The 18,862-nt window shown below is 59.6% G+C and carries 11 protein-coding genes; 1 reads left to right on the forward strand and 10 read right to left on the reverse strand.

Annotation, left to right across the window (positions count from 1 at the left end; all coding sequences use genetic code 11):
* Window position 1: 1 nt before the first annotated feature.
* From AC24GY_RS22870 to AC24GY_RS22910, 9 genes are read right to left on the reverse strand one after another with little or no spacing between them, the layout of a single operon-like run.
* Window positions 2-2,464, reverse strand: coding sequence for a PVC-type heme-binding CxxCH protein (locus tag AC24GY_RS22870; RefSeq protein WP_487687599.1), 2,463 nt, complete (start codon window positions 2,462-2,464; stop codon window positions 2-4).
* Window positions 2,465-2,468: 4 nt separating this feature from the next.
* Window positions 2,469-3,314 (reverse strand): M15 family metallopeptidase, encoded by an 846-nt coding sequence (locus tag AC24GY_RS22875; RefSeq protein WP_487687601.1) that lies wholly within the window; start codon window positions 3,312-3,314, stop codon window positions 2,469-2,471.
* An 11-nt stretch (window positions 3,315-3,325) separates the two neighbouring features.
* On the reverse strand, window positions 3,326-3,718 hold the full coding sequence (locus AC24GY_RS22880; protein WP_397385101.1) for a RidA family protein: 393 nt from the start codon (window positions 3,716-3,718) through the stop codon (window positions 3,326-3,328).
* A 13-nt stretch (window positions 3,719-3,731) separates the two neighbouring features.
* Entirely contained in the window at window positions 3,732-5,105 is a 1,374-nt protein-coding gene (locus AC24GY_RS22885) for a hypothetical protein (RefSeq protein WP_487687604.1), read from the reverse strand.
* Window positions 5,106-5,139: 34 nt separating this feature from the next.
* On the reverse strand, window positions 5,140-6,564 hold the full coding sequence (locus AC24GY_RS22890; protein WP_487687606.1) for a DUF1501 domain-containing protein: 1,425 nt from the start codon (window positions 6,562-6,564) through the stop codon (window positions 5,140-5,142).
* A 56-nt stretch (window positions 6,565-6,620) separates the two neighbouring features.
* Window positions 6,621-8,045, reverse strand: a complete 1,425-nt coding sequence (locus tag AC24GY_RS22895; RefSeq protein WP_487687608.1) for a DUF1501 domain-containing protein — start codon at window positions 8,043-8,045, stop codon at window positions 6,621-6,623.
* A gap of 48 nt (window positions 8,046-8,093) precedes the next feature.
* Window positions 8,094-10,379, reverse strand: coding sequence for a c-type cytochrome domain-containing protein (locus tag AC24GY_RS22900; RefSeq protein ID WP_487687610.1), 2,286 nt, complete (start codon window positions 10,377-10,379; stop codon window positions 8,094-8,096).
* The gene (locus tag AC24GY_RS22905) at window positions 10,379-12,589 is read right to left on the reverse strand and encodes a PPC domain-containing protein (protein WP_487687612.1); all 2,211 of its coding nucleotides are present in this window, start codon (window positions 12,587-12,589) and stop codon (window positions 10,379-10,381) included. The genes AC24GY_RS22900 and AC24GY_RS22905 overlap by 1 nt, the downstream gene beginning before the upstream one ends.
* A 3-nt stretch (window positions 12,590-12,592) precedes the next feature.
* The gene (locus tag AC24GY_RS22910) at window positions 12,593-14,797 is read right to left on the reverse strand and encodes a DUF1549 and DUF1553 domain-containing protein (RefSeq protein ID WP_487687615.1); all 2,205 of its coding nucleotides are present in this window, start codon (window positions 14,795-14,797) and stop codon (window positions 12,593-12,595) included.
* Window positions 14,798-14,872: 75 nt separating this feature from the next.
* Here AC24GY_RS22910 and AC24GY_RS22915 point away from each other — a divergent pair, with 75 nt between their 5' ends.
* A complete protein-coding gene (locus AC24GY_RS22915; protein WP_487687618.1) occupies window positions 14,873-16,141 on the forward strand; it encodes an NPCBM/NEW2 domain-containing protein in 1,269 nt (422 codons plus the stop codon).
* Window positions 16,142-16,303: 162 nt separating this feature from the next.
* On the opposite strand, the gene AC24GY_RS22920 is transcribed toward AC24GY_RS22915, so the two are convergent.
* Complete coding sequence (locus tag AC24GY_RS22920) at window positions 16,304-18,688, reverse strand: alpha/beta hydrolase family protein (RefSeq protein WP_487687620.1); 2,385 nt, start codon at window positions 18,686-18,688, stop codon at window positions 16,304-16,306.
* Between the last annotated feature and the right edge of the window lie 174 nt (window positions 18,689-18,862).

An 18,862-nucleotide genomic window follows, 5' to 3' on the forward strand; every position in this document is an offset into this window, starting at 1 on the left:
CCTACTGAACGGTGAGGAACGCCAGCAAATCTCTCAATTCTTCATCTGTCAGAGACACCGCGAGCCCCTGCGGCATGATCGATGTTTTCAGCTCCGTTCGCTTCACAATGTCCGTCTGCGGAAAGGAACGCTCCTTGCCGGTGAGATCACGAAAGACCTCCGTATTGGAAGAACGCAGCATGATGCCGATGAACTCGGTGCCGTCCTTGAGCTTCACCTGTGAGGGGTAGTACTGCGGGGCCACCTCACGGCTGGGCTCTAAGATGGAGCGCAGAATCGCCGCTCGATCCCCCTGCTTCGATACTAGGCTCAAATCAGGACCCACCACATTGCCGCGCCCGCTGTGGCGATGGCAGGTGGCGCAAAGCCCGACTTTGGAATGAAAGAAAATCCGACGGCCAGCATCCACATCCGCCTTGCCAGGCAGCGCATCCAGCAGTTTCAGCCACGCAGCGGTGTCATCAAACACAGGGCGGGTCGTGCTCATCACAAACGACTTGTCCTTGTCAGTATAGCGCAGCGCGCGCCGCGCTTCATCCCGCAGGCTGGCTTCCGTGCCTGCAGCGAGTTTCACCAGCAGTGCCTGTTCCTCTGCTTTGGTGGAACTAGCGAGCCCCATGATGGCATCCGCACGAACCTCCTTCTTCTGGGATTCATCGGCCGCAATCTCCGTCAGCACCACGCGCGCATCATCAGCATTGCGTGCCACCAGAGTGCGCACCACTTCCTGTGACAGCACGGAATCGCCATTAGCAAAAAGCTCACGCAGCAACGGCACCGTGAGTTGCTTGTGCGTTGCTGGCGCAAGACGAAGCGCATAGCCTTTGAGCCGTGCGGGCGTCTTGGGATTGATGATGCGCTCGACAAGCACCTCAGGATTCGTCACGCCTGCGGCGGGTTCACCGCGCAGCGTGTTCCAAGTGGCCAGAACAGCTTCAAACAGATGATAGTCGAGCGTCGAGTCTGACAACATCGCCTCCACCTGCGGCGTGAACTTGGTCAAAACCGCATCCGCAATCCAGCGCAGGCACTCGAACCGCATTTCAGGATCTCCATCGCCCAAGAAGGCGCTCACCCATTGGTCATCGTTCAAATCTACCCGCCGCAGCGCCACAAAGGCCCAGAGACGGTCTTGCGCCGGCAGCTGCTTCAGCTTATCAACCGTCCACTTCACACGCGCGAGTGCAGTCAAAGCGGCATCAGCCAGATACGCATCCTTGCCACGCGCAAGCTGGAGCAGCTTGTGGGTATCCAGCGTGGCTTTGCCAGTGCGAAGATCTTCGGCAAGACGCGCATCTTCATTCGGCACATCCGGTTTGTCTTTCACCCAGGGCGCTTTCGCCTTGTCGATCTCCAGCTTCCAAAGACGCCCGCGCTTATGAATCGGATAAGAGCTGAACACCCAGTCATTCAGATAGTAGGAACCATCGGGACCGACCGCCATGCACGTCGGCCGGAAGAAATCGCTGCCCTTGACCAGCGGAATCCGCTCTGAAGTATATCCCGCACCTTTTCGAGTGAGAGGAAAGTAATCAATGCTGTGATCGCTCCAGCTCGGGATCAATACACCGCCGCCGAGTTCCACAATGGCACAGGGGCCTTCGCCAGAAGGATGCACCATGCCAAGCGTACCGCGCAGTTCGCCGTTCCATGCTACGAAAGGATGCACCGGTGCGCTGCCATACACCCACTGGAAACCGTAGTCTGCGCCTTCCACGACATACAACAACCGGCACGGCGGACGGCTGCCGGGATCATTTTCAGCAGCGAAGATCTCGCCGTCTTTGCGCACCATCAGTCCAAACGGATTCCAGAAGCCCCGGGCGATGCGGCGCATCTGCGCACCCTCCGCCGTGCAACGAAACACCCCGCCCTCACCACGTCCGCTGACCTTGGAGCCATCCTTGGCCGTGAGCGTCCAGTCCTTGCCAAAATTTTCACCGAGCGAAAAGACAAGGCCGCCATCAGGATGCCAGGCCATGCCGCTCAGTCCGTTGTGCGGATAATCCGCCACGGAATCGAGCGTGGCCAGATTCTCCTCCACATCACCCACGCCATCACCATTGGTGTCCTTCACACGCAGCACGCGGTCCCGCTCCGCAAGGTAGATCCAGCCATCCGGCCCGATCTCCACATGCATGGTCGCATCAGTCTTGTTGTAAAACACCCGGCGGTTCTTGCCGTTCGCATCAAAGATCACCACCTCATCATGCACCGGGCCGTCATAGTCCTCCGGCCGGAAATGCGTGTGGCAGGAAATCGAATAGATGTTCCCATTTTTATCCACAGCGATGCCTGTCGGCGTCACCAGATCAGGATGCTCTGCGAGCAGCGTGAGTTTGACGCCCGGCTGCAACGTTTCGATCTGCGGCGGCAGCTGCGCCGGCACTTCCGGTGATTTGGTCGGTGCGGCACCCAGCGCGGCGAAAGCTGGCAGAAGAAGAAGCAAGTGGAGTGGTTTCATAGAGTTATGCATTGCGGACGCGTTCCAAGGCAGCGGCGATTTCTCTTTCGATGACCGGCAGCGGATTGAGCAGGGTGAGTGGATCGGGCACAGGCGTGACTTCGTTGGTGCGTGGGTCCCAGTTCACCGGGCCGAAGCGGCAGGGTGCTGGGTTCCCAGTCAGGATGTGCATCCCGGCATCGTCTTTGTCGAAGTGCCAGAACTCGAACGGGAAATGAATGAAGCCATGCTTCTCCATCATCGCCGCGATCTCTAGCCGTGTGGCGACGTGCTCGGGCGCGACGAAGGGCGACCTCATCGGCGTGCATTCGCTCATTTCGAGATACGGATAGCCGCGCCTGACCTCGGTGCCGTCATCACGACGAAACACAGAAATGTCGATGGCTGAACCCGACATATGCGCACCGATCTTGGGCATGTTCGCCGTCAGCACAATGGCCCGCCGAAACATCATCTCCGTGCTGGGGATTTCTCCTCCGAGTTCCCAGATGCACTTCTTCAAAACCGTGTCAAACACCGAAGGCTTGCGCACCAGTTGCCGCTGCATGTCCAGCGAACGAAACCCATCCTCAATCTTCAAGATCCAGCCACGCTCATTCATCTCACGCCCGATGGTGATGACATCTCGCACAAGGCTCTCGCGCAGGAAGTAAACGCGGTCCAGATCCCCGGCGATCTTGCTGGTGGAAAACATCATCTCCACATCCGCCGCCGCAGCGGCATCAGGGATCGAGGCAAACCGCTCGCCACATTCATTGACCGGAAACTCGATGAGCTTCTGCACAATCGCATAGCCTTGCTCCATTTGATCCGCCCAGTAGGCACGGCGTGCTGCTTCGTCGTTGTTCATAAGCAGTTGGTTCAGTTGGCTTTGCGTACCGCCACGGCCTCCACCTCATAACGCAGCGTGGGCGGCAGGCAGTTCGTGATCGTGGTGCGCGCAGGCGAAGGCTGCGGGAAGTATTCACGATAGAGCTGATTGTACAGCGGCACGTCCTCCGCATCGCGCACATAGTTCCGCGTCTGCACCACGTGGGCGAGATCACTGCCCGCGGCTTCCAGCACCTTGCGCACGTTTTCTATGCTGCGTCGAAACTCCCCTTCGAAAGTATCGCTGACAATGTTACCCTCCTGATCCACGGAGGCTTGGCCTGAAACAAAAATCAAATCGCCCACCACCACGCAGGGACTGAAGGGCAGATGTGATGTGGGCGTGTCAGGCAGCTGAGGATAAGAGACAAGCGGATGGGTCATGATGATAAGAAGATCAGGGTTTGCCGGCTGGCGCGGACTGCAGGCGCGCCTTTTCCTCGGCTTCGCGCTTCTGCATATCCTTCGGATGTTTCGAGAAACTCTCAAACACATCGCCGACCACTCGATCCGCCAGCGCGCCAAGCTTCTTCAAAATGATCGCCTCAGCTTCGGGCTTGAGCTTGGACAAGTTGGGCTCGTAACCACCCACCGTATGGGCATCTGCAGTGGCGATGTAGCCGATGTTTCCATTCGCATAGCCGACGATGATGGGCGTGGCCCGGTTGGCGATGGCCTGTTCAAGTTTGAAGCCGTATTCCACCATCGGCTCACCCGGCATGGTCAGCAGAAGAAACGGGCCGATCTTCATCGCCATCAGTTCAGCGCGCACCGGCTGTTCTTTGCCTGGAAGTTCCACCACCTCGCTGGCGACACGGATGGGGTAAAAGGTCTCGCGTTTGCGCAGTTGCTCACGCGTCACGCTGAATGACGCCGCACGCGCCACCGCGCCTCCGAGATCACGGCCCGCCCACTGGATGTCCGCCTCATCAGCACAGCGATACGGATACCCGGGCAGATTGGGCCGTATGTCTCCGGCACAGCCCTGCATGAACAAAGCGCTGGTCTTTTGCGCGTAGCACATCTCCACAAACGTCTGCGCCTCGCCAGGGAAGTCGGCGCTCATTTTCGGATACCCTTTCGGATACGGCTGCGAGCCCTTGTCGCCCCAGGTAAAAAAGCACGGATGACAAACCGCGTGCATGATGACCGCCAGCGGAGTCAGCGTCTTGCCATCATCAAAGCGCAGCACCTTAACACGCTTGTCATTGGGTCCGTCGGGGTTCAAGCTCACCACCGCCCGGCCATCGTATGTTTTCCGGCGGTTGATGCCAAAGCTGATGCGATCTTCGCCGTAGCCGATGTTTACAGACTTCATGCTGGCAGCAGCCTCCTTCGCAGCCTGCCCCAGTTTTTTGATCAAATCCGCCGCCCACCGCATGTTTTCCATGTACCCAGGCCCCGAATGATTGTGTGAGGCGGAGATCAGGATGTTGGCGGACGGCACTCCTGTTTCCGCCTCGATCCGCGCCCGCGCATCCCGCACCATGTCATCCCACGCGCCAATGGTGTCCATTGTGACAATGGCAGCTTTCGTATCGCCATCGTCCAGAATCAAAACTCCTGCACGCAGCGGATCTCGCACACCGCCCACCTGACGCACATGCCCGACAATTTTGGATTCCGCCGCATCAGGCGGGGTGATGTCCACCTTGGCCACCCCCGCTTTGAGATTCGAGATGATGGGAAAACTGCCATCCCTGACCTCCTGTGCCTGCGCACTGGAGAGGAGAAAGCAAACACCAAGAAGAAGTGCCGGGCGGAGATGCATGGCTCTCTTCTACGCTCTCAAAGGCTGCAAATCATCACGCGATCAGCTCCGCGATCGGCTTTCCATTCTCCACAATGTGAACAGGACGCCCATTGAGATCGTTGAGGGTGACCTTGGAGTAGTCGATTCCGAGATGATGATAAATCGTGGCCAGGAAGTCGCTCGCGTTGCAGGGGCGCTCGACCACGTCTTCACCGCGCTTGTCACTGGCGCCGATGATGCCACCCGTCTGGATACCACCGCCGGCCCACACATTGGTGAAGGCACGTGGCCAGTGATCACGTCCGGGCTGCAGTGTGCCAGTGGGTCCGCTGGCATCACCCGCGCCCGTGCTTCGGTCAAAGCTGATTTTTGGCGTGCGCCCAAACTCTCCCGTCACGACAACCAGCACGCGTTTGTCGAGACCACGTGCATAAATGTCCTCAATCAGCGCGGACACTGCACGGTCGTAAGTCGGCATGCGGAAACGCAGCGCTTCAAATTGATGCTGGTTCACCGCGTGGTCGTCCCAGTTGTTCACCCGGCCGCACAACGGGCCGCTGAGGCTGCTGGTGACGATCTCCACACCCGATTCGACGAGACGACGCGCCAGCAGAAGCTGCTGCCCCCAGCGATTGCGTCCATAACGATCACGGATGGCGGCATCCTCCTTGCTCAGGTCAAAAGCATCACGCGTTTTAGGATTCGTCAGCAGCGTGGCCGCCTGTGCTTCAAATTCATCCAGTGCACCGAGTTCGCCCTCACGGTCAAACGCACGCTCCATCTTGTCCAGGCTCTTGCGCAATACGATGCGGTCACTGAGGCGGCGATTTTCCGATTCATCAGCCAGACCGATGTTAGGCACCTGAAAGCTCGGACGGTTTGGATCATCGCTCACTGCAAATGGCGCATACGCATCGCCCAGATAGGCAGGACTCGAATACTCCGGAGATGCCGCTGGCACCCCGATGTAATTTGGCAGCGGATTGGCTCGGCCGCCTTCCTTGGCTCGCAGGTAGTGTGCCACCGACATCCAGTCGGGCAGACGCGGCTTCGGCTTGTCTCGTGTGTCACTGTCACCGGAAAACATCTGCATCGTCCCTGCCGGATGTCCGCCCGCCGATTGGTTCATGGAGCGCACAATCGTGAACTTGTCCGCGATCTTCGCATTCATCGGCAGCATCTCGGTGAACTGCATGCCCGGCACCTTGGTGCTGATCGTCTTGAACGGCCCGCGATACTCGCTGCTGGCCTCCGGCTTTGGATCGTACGTGTCGATGTGCGACTGACCGCCCGGCAGCCACACCATGATGATGGACTTGCGTTCACCCTTCGGCTTCGCTGCATTTTCCGCACGCAGCTTCAGCAGGCCCGGCCAGCTCAGCGTCGCCATTCCTGACAATCCAAACTGCATGAAACTGCGCCGCGACAAGGGACCGGCGCAGCGAACGAGAGAAGGGGGCTGAATGATGGATGACATGCACTGAAACCTACGCTCGGAGATGCATCTCTTTATCGGGCAATGCATCGGCAAACTCACGCCATCAAGCCTGGAATCGGCCGGCCATGATCGACAATGGGCGTCGGGCGTCCATTGAAGTCATTGATTGTGACCTTGGAGGCGTCAATGCCCAGATGGTGATAGATCGTCGCAAGAAAATCCCCCGCGCTGCACGGCCGCTCGATCACGTCCTCGCCGCGTTTGTCCGTGGCACCGATGACCGCACCCGTCTGGATGCCGCCGCCGGCCCAGATGTTGGAAAAAGCCCGCGGCCAGTGGTCGCGGCCCGGTTGCAGCGTGCCCGCAGGTCCGCTGGCATCTCCCGCGCCCGTGCTGCGGTCAAAGGTGATTTTCGGTGTGCGCCCAAACTCACCCGTGACGACCACCAGCACGCGTTTGTCGAGACCCCGCGCGTAAACGTCCTCGAGCAGCGCGGACACCGCCTGATCGTAGTTTCCCATGCGGAATCGCAGCGCCTCAAAGATGTGGTGGTCCACCGCATGATCATCCCACACCTGAGTGCGGCCGCACAGAGGGCCATGCAGGCTGCTGGTGATGATCTCCACGCCCGCCTCCACCAGACGACGCGCGAGCAGCAGTTGCTGCCCCCAGCGATTGCGTCCATAGCGGTCCCGTGTCCGGCCGTCTTCTTTGCTCAGGTCAAAAGCATCCCGCGTCTGTGCATTCGTAAGCAGCGACATCGCCTGGGACTCAAACTGGTCGAGCGCACCGAGTTCCCCCTCGCGATCAAACGCGCGTTCCATCTTGTCGAGGCTGCGACGCAGCGCGACGCGGTCGCTGAGCCGGCGCGTCTCCGCCTCATCCGGCAGGCCAATGTTCGGCACTTCAAAACTCGGGCGGTTCGGATCCTCGCTCACTGAGAACGGTGCATAGGATGCGCCCAGATACGCCGGCCCGCTGTAGGACGCATTGATCGGATTGACGCTGACATAGTTTGGCAGCGCCTGCGGCCGTTGTGGATTTTTGGAGCGCAGGTAGTGCGCCACGGACATCCAGTCCGGCAAACGCGGCACTGGTTTGTCGCGCGTATCGGGATCACCCGAGAGCATTTGCAGCGTTCCTGCCGGATGTCCGCCCGCCGTTTGATTCATCGAGCGCAGCACCGTAATCTTGTCCGCAATCTTCGCCTGCAACGGCATCAACTCCGTGAAATGCACGCCCGGAATCTTGGTGGCAATCGTCTTGAACGGCCCACGGTACTCGCTGCTGGACTCCGGTTTCGGATCGTAGGTGTCGATGTGCGACTGCCCGCCCGGCAGCCAGACCATGATGATGGATTTACGCTCACTCTTGGGCAGCGCCGCGTTAGCCGCACGCAGCTTGAGCAGGCTCGGCCAGCTCAGGGTCGCCATGCCGGTCAGACCAAACTGCATGAAAGCGCGGCGCTGTATGGGACCGGCGCAACGCACAGAAGAAGGAGGCTGGATGAGGGAGGACATGAGAGAAATTCACGAAATAAAAAGCGGCCTTTCCTCCCATCGAATGAGCTACTTCGCCCCAAACGCCACCAGCTCTTTTCCTGCGCCATCCCACACGCGCAGGATGCTGTCTTCACCACCGCCGATGATGGCGCTGCCATTGGGCGCGCTCACGGCGGCCTGCATAAAGTCCGGCAGGTTGGCCATGGCACGGACTTCGGTGCCGTCATCGGTGACAATGCGAATGCGGTTGTCACCGGCCGAGGTGACGATTTGATTCGTGGCACCGATGAACTGCAGCGAAGTGACCTCCTTGGTCCAGCCTTCGATCTTTCTCTTCCGCTCGCCGATGATCATATTCCAAGTCACCACCGTGCCCTCCGCACCCGCCGTGGCAAGCACACGGCCATCGCTGCGGAACGCAACACCCATGACGTGATGAGTGTGGCCTTCGAAAAGGTTCAACTGCTTGCCCGTGGCGATGTCGGTGACACGCGCGATCTTGTCAGCCCCACCGGAGGCGAGCCGTTTGCCATCTGGCGAGTAATCAAGGCAGAGCACCGTGTCGGCGTGCTTTTCCTTCCAAGTCTGTGTGGCCTTGCCAGTTGCGACGTCAAAGAAAATAATGTCGCCGCTGCGTGACAGCTCACCGCCCCCTGTGGCGAGGGTTTTGCCATCGGGACTGAACCGCACCGCATTCACACGATCGGCAAAGAGTCCCTTCTGATCGATCTTGCGCTCCAATGCCCAGCGCGGTGAACTGCCTGCCGACTGTGTGACAGCCTTGGTGGCCACAAATGAACCATCGGGAGAGGAGGTGATGGTCGTGGTCGCGGCAGCACTGCCGGTGCTTTCTTCGATCGGCGTACCAGTGGCAGTTCCCCAGACGCGCAGGCTGCCATCATCGAACATCGAGGCCACACGCAGCGCATCGGCGGAGAATGATACGGCAATGGGTTTTGCGGTGGTCTTCGTCAGTGCCAGCTTCGCAGCAGCGAGATCGGCCGTGGCCTTGTCCTGCACAGTTTTCGCGGCCGCGATGGCGGCATTCGCAGCAGCAACGACCTTCGCATTGACGGCTTTGGAATCCGTGATGCGCTTCAAGTCATCCTCGGCGTCTTTCACATTGCTCTGCGTGGCGGAGACGGCCGCGAGCGCGGAAACCTCCGTCATTTTTGCGGTGATGAGCTTTTCTTGCGCGGCCTTGAGCTCCTTCTCAAGCGCAGCATCAGGTTTGCCGCCAGGCAATGCTTTGATTTTGGCGGCGGCTTCATCGACAGCTTTCTGTGCCGTCGTTTTCGCCTCGGTGGTCGGCGGCACGGCTTTCTGCTTCTCGGGCAGCACCTTGTTCATGGCCACAATGGCCTCCTTGGCTTTGCCCAGCAGAATATCCAGAGCCTTGTCCTGGGCCTCGATTCGGGTGATCTCACTTTTTTGAAATGCCTGCTCCAAGGTCTGCGCCGCGATGACCCAGTCCAGTTCCGCCATCTTCTTTGCCGCCGCCACACTGCCGCGCAGTTCGATGACAGGCTTCGCGGTCGCCGCATCCCACACACGCACGGAGCCATCCTCACATCCTGTGACCACCTGCTTGCCATCGGCAGACATCGCACTGCTCAGGACAGTGACTTTGCCTGCAGTGGCGATCTTCTTGATCAACTCGGCGCTCGCAGGAGCCGAGGACGCTTTCGCGGCACTCGCCGTTGGCTTGCCTTCTGCCAGTTTCCAAATCTTCACCTCACGAAAGCTGCCGCTCGCGAGGCGCGTGCCGTCCGGGCTGAATGAAAGCGACTGCACCAGCGCGCGGTGCGCTGCGCCATTTTTCTCCGCAGGGTCGCTGATCTGCGCGACGAACTGCCGCGTGGCCATGTCATAAACATAGATGTGGTTCGAACGCCCGCAGGCAACGTAACGCCCGTCCTTCGTCATCGCCACGCTGTAAATCGGATCAATGCTGGCGGAGAATGCCTGCAGCACCACCGCGCGCTCCACCATCACCGAACCCTTTGCACCCTGGTCAATCCACGCCTGTAGGGTGGCGATCTGCTCAGGGATGAGATTCACCGCGCCAGACTTGTTGTTCGGCGGCGGCATTTCCATGTCCTTCGTGTGCAGCGAGGCAGTGACGATCAGGCTCTCCGCGCCTTTCCCTGGAATGATCGCAGGACCGCTTTCGCCGCCTTTGATCATCAGTTCCGGTGTCTCCATGTTCAGATCTGCTTTCGTCGTCGTCTTGTTATGACACGAAATGCAGTTCGCTTTCAGGAACGGATAAACGTCCCGATAGTAGTCGAGATCGGCCGCCAGAGCTGCGGTCGAGGTGAACAGGAGAACGAGGAGTGAGTGCGGCTTCATCACTTGCTGGCTGTGGTGGTTGCAGCGGGTTTCACCGAAACGCGAATCGGTTCCGAAATGAGGATCTCCACCGTGTCGGTGGGCGAAGCCGCCGTGGTGATGGCCTTCATGCGGTTGGTCGCCGCAGTCATCGCGGCTTCCGCCTGCTTTTGCTTCTCAGCGGCTTTCTTCGCGGCTTCTGCATCCGTGGCGGCGAGTTTTTTGGCTTCGGCGGCCACCGTGGCCGCAAGCTGCTCGGCCTTTTTCTGCTCAGCTTCGGCCAGTGGCACGGCGGCGGGATTGTAGCGGTATTTGCAGATGCCCAGGCTCTGGAACGCAAAGGTGTAATCGCCCGGCGCGATCTTCAACGCAGCAAGATCAAGCACAGCGTCGTAAGTGGCTGCTTTGAGTGGAATGTCGAACTCCTTGATGGCGCTGAAACCTTCGCCGTAGGCCTTCACCTTGATCGAGGTGCCGTTGAATTCATTGCGCCAGGTGAGCTTGAGCGGGATTTTCAAGGTTTCGCCCACCTTCGCCTCGAAGACCTTGTTTTCAGCAGTGGCGATGGTCAGTGGTGCCTGCTCGGAATCACTCACGGAAACCGGAACGTCGGCCATGAGACGCGGCGCAGGAATCTCGCCCTTCGCATCTTTGACCGGCCATTCCATGCTCGCCACACGCACCGGACGCGTCACGACCGCTCCATTGACCGTGGCTTTGCCAGTGATTTTCGCCAGCGAGAAGCCGCGCTTCGCATCGCTTGAGGCAGTCAGAATCAGATGACCGTAGGGCTTGCCTTTCGCGATCTTCAATCCGGCGGCACTCACCCCAGGCGGCAGGTTTTCCATGCCGATCTCAATCTCGCCATCGAACCCATCGCGACGCTGCACCGCGACCTCAAAGGCGCGCGTCTCACCCGCACGCATAGCCATCGGCTTGGAAAGCGCAGCGCGGTCGCCGTTGCGCAGTGTCATGTGAACGGCCCAGGCAGCGAGCGAGAAATCCGGCGTGGCCTGACGTACGAGGAGGCGATAGACATTGTTCGCATCGCTGCGCGTGCCGCCGAAAAGATCGCGCACCTGCAGGCGATAGGTGCCGTCTTCCTTGATCTCAAACTTGCCGTTCACGTCGGGTGATCCGGCGTCGTAAGGCGGGCCGTCGTACGAGTAGCCGTTGCTGGTGACCTTCATGGGCGGCGCGATGTCATACAACTCGGCCACATCGGTCAGCGTTTCTTTTCCAGCCGTTGTTTTCACCTGCTGCACGAGCACAAAGGGGTCCGTGTTCAAACCAAGGCGCTCTGAGGCCACTTCGACCCACCAGGTTTCGCCTTTCTTGGCGGTGAACTCGAAGGTATCGACATCCGCAGCTGGGAAAAAGGAACCGGCAATGTCACAGGGCAGCGTGATCTTCTGTGCTTCAGCAGGCTTGTTGTTGGGCTCCGTTTCATTCGCCTTCGCAGTCGCGGCAAGACCGGCTGGCGGCCAGGACATGGCGCTGACCGTCTGCGTTTGCGGCTGGCGTGGTGCAGGACCGGTGCCCGGCACTTCCTGCAAAGCGAGGCGATAGAACAGGCGCTCGCCCCCTTGATAGGTGAGATCGCTCACCTTGATCAGGTAGGTGCCATCAGCAGGTGGGGTGAAGTCGATCACGCCTCCTGTTCGGTTCACTTTCAAATCACCACCCTTGGCGTCCGCCAGGATCAGCACCGGCGTCAGCCGGGAGTCGATGCCCGTCGCGGCGCAATCCACTGCCACGCGTTTCCCCTTCACGCCTTGGAATGCATAAAAATCCACCGACCGCTTCGTCATCGTCGCATTGCAGATGGTGCCCAGAGGCAGCGGCATCGCCGTCTCCACCGTGTTGTTCGCCTTGGTGCGAATCACCTCCGGCAGTTTGTTCACCGAAAACGCCCGCGCCGCCGAGACGCCAAGTCGTGACATCACCCGCGCATCATAAACGCCCACCGGTGCATCCGCCGCAATGCTCACCGTGAACTTGTTCTCCGTACCTGCGACTGGCTTCGCGGTGATCTTTGGCGTCGAGAACATCAGCTCGCTGATGTTCTCTGTGTTCTCTCCGGTGATCGTGACCTCAACAGTCGTGCCCGCCTGTCCGCCCATGGGCATGACCGTGAGCAGACGTGGCAACGGCAGAGTGACCTGCTGGGCGAGGGCCGAAGCAGCCATCCAAGTGAAGACGGCGAGTGTGAGTGTGGATTTCGCGAGCATAGATTAGTGATTGTACAAAAATTCCTTCGTGTTCAGCAGAGCCCAGAGCAGGTCTTCGTAGCCGTTGCGTTTGGCACGCTGGGAATCGAGCGGTTTACCGGCTGCATCAGTGCGGGGCTTGACGACATAATTTTCACTGATTCGCACTTCATCGGCGGTGGGTTCGCGGGAGAAGGCGGCAAGGTAGAGTTCACGGATGCGCTTGGGCTCGGGCATCTCGGCCTTGCTCAAGGATTCAGCACGTCCGCCGCTGGCGGTGAGCTTGGCCTTCACGTCGGCGGCATTCATGAGATGCAGGCTTTGCGCCAGGCTGGCGGACGACACGCGCTCGCACTCGCAGACGCTGGCCCCCTCAGGACGGCCGAAGACCTTGAGGAAAGGCGCGGCGCGGTTGTAGCTGTTGTCCGGCAGCGATATGGCGCGTGTACCGGCCGGCAGATCGGCGAAGTCGGTCTTGGAGCCGGTGACCATGTCGATGCTGTCGAGCATGACCTCGGCCGTCATGCGTCTTGGGTAGTAGTGGGAGTAGGCCTGCCGATCAACGGCATTGTACTGGTTCGGCGTGGAACTGAGCTGATATGCATGGCTTTGCGTGATGGTGCGCACGAGTGCTTTCAAATCGTAGCCGCTGTCCGTGAAGCTTTTGGCCAACGCCTCGAAGAGATCGGGATTGGTCGGCGGATTCGTGTCACGCAGATCATCCTCGGGCTCGACGAGACCGCGCTTGAAGAAATGCTTCCAGTAGCGGTTCACGAGCGACTTGGCGAAGAAGGGGTTGTCCTTCTTGCTCATCCAGTCGACCAGCGCGAGGCGGGGATCGTCATCGGGAGCGATGTCGAGTTCCGGCTCGCCGAGACCTGCTGGCTTCAGCATCACGCGGGTTTTACGATGCTCGGTCTGCGCGGTGCCGCGTTTGTGGAAAATGAGGTCTTCACCGGCAATGGCGGTCGGTTTGCGACCGATCTGGCTGAAGAAGGCAGCGAGGTGATAATACTCAGCCTGCGTCCAGCGCTCAAAGGGATGATGATGGCATTGCGCGCACTGCATGCGCACGCCGAGGAAAAGCTGTGCAACGTCTTCCAGCTGCGTGGTGGGCTCTTTCACGCGCTTGTACCAAGCTACCGGAGGATTTGAAACGATGGTACCGGTGGAGGCGAGGATCTGTCGCACGATCTGGTCGTACTTGGTATTTGCCAGAAGGCTGTCGCGCATCCAGGCATGGAAGGCAAAGTTCGAGGTGATGTCCGCCGCTTCCGAACGGGTGTTCTTGAGAAGCGAAGTCCATTTGTTGGCGAAGTAGTCCGCGTAGTCGGGGCTGTTCAGAAGGGTCTCGATGGCGCGGTCCCGCTTGTCAGGCGCCTGACTCTCCAGGAAAGCCTTTGTCTCTTCTGCTGTGGGCAGGCGACCACCGATGTCGAGGGAGATGCGGCGCAGAAAGGTCGAGTCATCGCAGAGGGGCGAAGGTGGCACACCGATCTGCTTCAGATTGGCAAACACATGCTGATCGATGAAATTCTTCACCGGGGGCAGCGAGTCAACGGGCGCACCCAGTGGAATTGAGACGCTGCAAACGGAAACACGGCCACCAAAGCGCACCATCACGGCCACGTTGCCGGGAATATCCAAGGTCTTCACCAATCCCTGCTCTCCTGCCTCGGCCATGGCGCGGTCATTGGCTTCAAAGAGCGCCAGTTTGGTCACATCCCGGCTGCTGCCATCCGAGTAGCGTGCGGTTACTTTAAGCTGCTGCGTGGTTTTAACTTTCATCGTCACGCGCGCAGGCTCCACCAAAATGCTGCTCAGCTTGGCCTCATCCTTTTGCGCATAGTTCATGCCTTCGGCAATCCAGCGCACGAGCATCTTGTAGTCTTCGGAGCCCGGTTCCAGCTTCTTCCCGCCCGTGTGCGGCACGATGGCTGCGCCCTTGGTGATCAGCAGACTTTCCTCAGGTGCCGGTGGAAACACACGCCGTCCCTTCCCCTGCTTCACGATGGCCTCGTAATCTTCTTCAGGCTCAAAACCGAGCACGCTCAGACGGAAGCCGCGCTGCCCTGTGATCGCCTTGGCATGGCACACGCCTGCATTGCATCCCGCCTTGGTGAGGATGGGTTGAATATCATTGACGAAGCTTAAGGGGCGCGACGATTCCGCCGCGAAACTCGTTCCGGCGAGCATCACGATCATCCATGCTTTAAGAGGTGCTTTCATTGTTATCACTTCAAACCTACGGTTTGGCGCACCCCTTTTTCGCATTCAGTAACTTTAGTATTAACTTCAATCACAATGAGACAGCTCGCATTTGCCGCTCTTTTGCCCCTTGCAACTCCCTCCTTGGTCTTGGGCTGGGGTGAGCCGCATCATGCCATCACAAGAGCGGCGCTGGAGGTTTTGCCGGCGTGGCAAAAGGAGGTGCTGGGTGGTGAATTGACGCAACTTGGCGACAACTACTGCATGATTCCGGACCATGTGTTCTCGGACAAGGAAAACGCAAAGTATGCCAAGATGGAGTCAGTTCCCAATGAGGTGTATTTGAAAATCCTGCACCTGCCGACGCAGCAGCCGGAATATCTTGAAGCGATGCGTTACTTCATGGAGCAGGCGGTTGCATCTCTGCGCAACGGGAAGCCTGGCGATGCAGCGCGTTACATGGGCACGGTCTGCCATCAGATCGAAGATTATGGCAGCCCTTCGCACACGGTGCCCGGAGACAACATGTTTACGCTGCTGCAGCAGTTCCTGCCGCCGACGGATGCCATGAAGGGCCAGCTCATGCATGGACCGATTGAGAACGGGGACTTCAAGGTGAGCATTGAGGGGTACAAGCCTGCACTGCTTGGCACCACGGTGAATGAAGCTGCATGGAGGCTCATGCACCGGGTGCACGATGAAATTCTCAATGCGCGCAGCACCACGGTGCCGATCATCCAGGCGCTGTACAAGGAGGACAAGGAAAGTGTCGTGAAGCATCAGCTGCGGGCGGCGACGATGGATGCGCAGGTGGTGGCGGATGCGGTTTATACGATCCTTTGCCTCGGGATGCAGAAGTTTGCAGCGGAAGAGCAGGCGGCGCTCAAGCAGGTGCAAATTGGCAGCTTCTTTCCGCTGGAGGCGGCCAGTTGCTACTATCCGCAGTCGCAGTTTTTCAGTTCTCCGAACTGGGGGTATGCGCGGAGCGGGGTCATATTGGCGGGTGGAAACACGGACATGCCGCTCAAACTTTGTGTCGGATCCGGCAATCAGGAGTTCAAAAACGGGATCAGCGCGGGCATGGGGAAGGCGCTGACTTTTTTGCTGCCGAAAGATGTTTATTCGCGCTTCACGGTGCTGGCCGGATTGCATCCGGAATTGGGGACCAAGGGGCGCGTTGAATTTACGATCAGCGGGGATGGCAAGGTGCTGACGACAGTTATTCTGAATGGGACTGATCCGGCAAAGTTGCTGGAGTGTGATGTCACGGGTATTTCGGAGCTTCAGCTTGCGCTCACTTCACGCGGTGTTGATTCCAAGAGCAACTATGCGATCTGGGCGGAGCCGACGTTGGTGAAGAAATGAGGAGCAGGAGGGCTCGCTGGAGGTTGAGAGGATGAGGAGACGTGCGGAGGCATGGGTGCTTGCGGAGTGCTGCGGACTGGAAGTCCGCGCTCCGGGGCGCTTTGGTCTGCGGCGCTCTATTCGCGATGATGGTTCTTAACTGAGTGCCATTCGCGCCTGAGATTATTTTAGCATTTGATCGAGCCACTGATATGCGGCTTTCCGTTCGGGGTCGGGGAAGTCGTGGGGGGCGCCGGGGGCGCCGGGGGTGACGAGGGTGAGTTTGTTTTCGGCTTTGAGGAGGGAGTAGATATCGGCGGCTTTGGTGAAGGCTTTGCGGACGCCGGTGATGTCGAAGTTGCTGTCTTTGATGGGGGAGTTGGAGAAGACGGCGCGGGGGGCGATGGCGGCGAGGATTTCGTAGAAGTCGAAGGGGATTTTGTCGGCGTTGTTTTCGTAGACATCGCGGATGCGGGGCATGTAGCGGTCGCTGGTCCAGCCGGCGACTTTGCCGCCGTAGTAGTCGTGGAAGGGAGTGAAGCCGCAGCTGGTGACGACGGCTTTGATGCGGTCGTCGAAGACGGCGGTGAAGAGGGAGTTGTGGCCGCCGAGGGAGTGGCCGATGACGCCGATGCGGTCTTTGTTTACCTGCGGGAGGGTTTGCAGGAGATCGACGGCGCGCATGTTGTTCCAGATGGCTTTCATGGAGCCGCTGGCGCGATGTGCGCCCTGGGTTTTGAAGTCGTAGGAGTATTCGCCGAAGGAGGGATAGTCGGGGACGAGGCAGACGTAGCCGCGTTCGGCGAGTTCGTGGGCGTAGTGCAGCGAAGGCTTGCCGCCGAGGCCGGCGGGTTCGTCTTTGCCGATGTTCGTTGTTTGATGGAGGCAGAGCATGGCGGGTGCTTTGCCGCTGGCAGGCAGTTCGTTTGGAATGAGGAGCCAGGCGGGGACGTGGTCGCCGAGTTCGGGGGTGAAGTGGATTTTGCGGCGGAGGTATTTGGCGGTTTTTTCTTCGGAGATGATTTTCACATCAAGCGGGGTCCAGCGGGAGGTGTCGTGGAGGGGGCCCATGACTTGCTGCATGTTGTTTTTGATGTGAGTGACGCGTTCGGCCCAGTCGGCGGCGGTTTGGACGGGACGCTCGGTGCCTTTGGAGTCGCGGACGATGAGGAGGTTGGAGTGGTCGGGATAGGCGATGGCTGATGGTGATTCAGCGGGTTTGATTTGTTCTGGGCGGGTGAGGAATTCTTTGGGGGTGACGGCGTGCACTGCGGCCATGATGCGGTCTTCGACATCGGGGGCGAACTTGGTGGGGCGGTCGTAATAGACCATGGCGCCCGCGCCTTCGTAGCCGCCTTCTTCGAGGATACGGCGGGAGGGGACGTAGCAGGGGACGTCGTTGGAGTAGCCGTTGACCCACATGCGTGAGCGGTCGAATTCGCGCTTGATGCGGAGGGAGTAATCGACGGTGATTTCGCCGGGGAGGAAGACCATGGCCATGTCATTGCCGAAGCTCCAGCGTTGGACGAGGTAGGGAAGTTGGGTGGGGAGCTTTTCGCCGCGATCGAGACGGGCGAGATTCTTCTTGGCGTGGTAGGCAATGGCGGGGGTTTTGGAGGCGGCGAGGGTTTGCCATTCTTCGCGAGTGGGGAGGGTGTCGAAGGCGAGTTCGATTTGTTTTGATTGGCAGGCGAGCGGGCCGTTGAGGGGTTTGAGTTCGCTGGTGGCGATGCGTTTGGCTTCGGTGCCGAGATCTTCGCCGTATTGTTTGACGAGCTCCATGGTGCGGCGGGGATTGGGATTTTGATCGGCTCCGCAGCCGAGGGCGGTGAGGGCGATGGCTCCGGGGAATTCGCGCTGGAGAGCTTCTTGAGCGACGCCGGCCCAGTCGCCGTGGATTTCATCGATGCCGATGGTGGTGCAGTGGCAGGCGTAGCTGGTGAAGATGGCGCGGACTTTGCCATCGGTGCCGGTGACGCGGAGGACGGGGAGGTCGTGGTCGATGGGCTTTAATGGGAAGAGGCGGCGGTTGGCGGCGAAGCCGACTTTGCCGATGCCCCAGGCGAGGGAGGAGGGCTTTCTATTTGCGAGGGCGGCGCGGGCGGCTTTCTCGATGTGGTCGGTGAGTTCGCGGGTGTAGCGCTCGATGGCTGGGAGGTGCTCGGCGGGGATGTCCATGCCGAAGAGATTGGGGAGCACGCCGATGAGCATGGGAGCGCAGTGGGTGTGGCTGGAGCAGAGGGCGAAGCGGGCGTCGGTGGCTTTGGTGTCCTGCGTGAGACGGCGCAGGACTTCGGCGCGCATGGAGGCGGGGATACCGACGTTGTCCACGGTGACGAGGATGGCGGGGCCTTCGGCGTCGCTCCCGAGGGCGAGGGCTTTGGCGAAGATGTGCTGGGAGACGCCAGTGTTGGGGGCGCGGCGGCCGCCGTAGCCACTGAGGCGCACGGGGTAGTCGGGGGTGATGTCTATGGAGGCGGCACCGGCGGGGATGAGGGTCTCGGCTGCCACTGCGGAGAAAGTGGTGAGGGGGAACAGCAGGAGGGAGAAGAGGAGGCGGAGGTTCATGGGCGTATGCGGAGCACTACGCTGAGGAATCACGGATTTAACACCGCAGAGGCTGGAACGCCGCAGAGAAGAGCTTTTGAATCATCGCCAGGGAGGGCTGGATCCGTTTTACTTCTGGATGGAGGGGAGAATTTTCCCCGTAGATTCAGGGAAGCCTCAGATTAGAGCATTTTG

Source organism: Prosthecobacter sp. Pr1 (assembly GCF_057652315.1).